This is a genomic window from Kistimonas scapharcae, from assembly GCF_039540975.1.
GTDB lineage: Bacteria > Pseudomonadota > Gammaproteobacteria > Pseudomonadales > Endozoicomonadaceae > Kistimonas > Kistimonas scapharcae.
The window spans coordinates 1-545 of the sequence record NZ_BAABFL010000144.1 but is presented as its reverse complement, the minus strand read 5'-3'; the positions used below and the strand labels follow the sequence as shown (position 1 = coordinate 545).

The following is a 545-nucleotide window of genomic DNA, read 5'->3' as shown; positions in this document are numbered from 1 at the left end:
GCCTGCTCATAGTCCGGCTCTGACCGCCGCTGAAGCTGCAACAGGAAACGGTCGATGTTGTCGACCAGCAGCTCAACGGCGTTCAGGCAGTCCTCGTGCTGGTTGAGTTTGCGTAAGGTGATCGGATCCATAGCCTGTACCTCGGTATAATGCGGCCAAATTATCGCTATTATGTCAGCGTCGTGTGATGATCTGTGTCCTACAGATGACGCGGGACTTCCTTTTTCATTACGTAGAAGTTAATCACGAGATCGTCCGTGAGTTTGTCCTTACCTTTGCCGGTGACTACCTGCACATTAAAGTCACCCTTGTCGTGCGTCATTGTCTGCAGAGACTGGTCGGTAATGACATGCTGGCTGCCATCCACCAGGTCCAGCGTCAGCTCAAAGCCCCCAATGCACGAGGCGCTTCCCTTGCTGACCTGTATGCCGTTAACCCGCATTTCGGCGGTTTTACTGACAAGCGCCTTGAAGGCATCGACGATTTTTTCCTGCTGTGTTTTTGCCATGTGGAACTCCTCCCTGTGTGGCCAGAATGCCGGGAAT

1 protein-coding gene is annotated in these 545 nt (G+C 53.0%); it reads right to left on the bottom strand.

Annotated features, from left to right (window positions below):
• Positions 1 to 199 precede the first annotated feature (199 nt).
• The coding region (locus ABD892_RS10080; protein ID WP_345195495.1) for a hypothetical protein at positions 200 to 545 on the bottom strand (346 nt) is incomplete at its 5' end.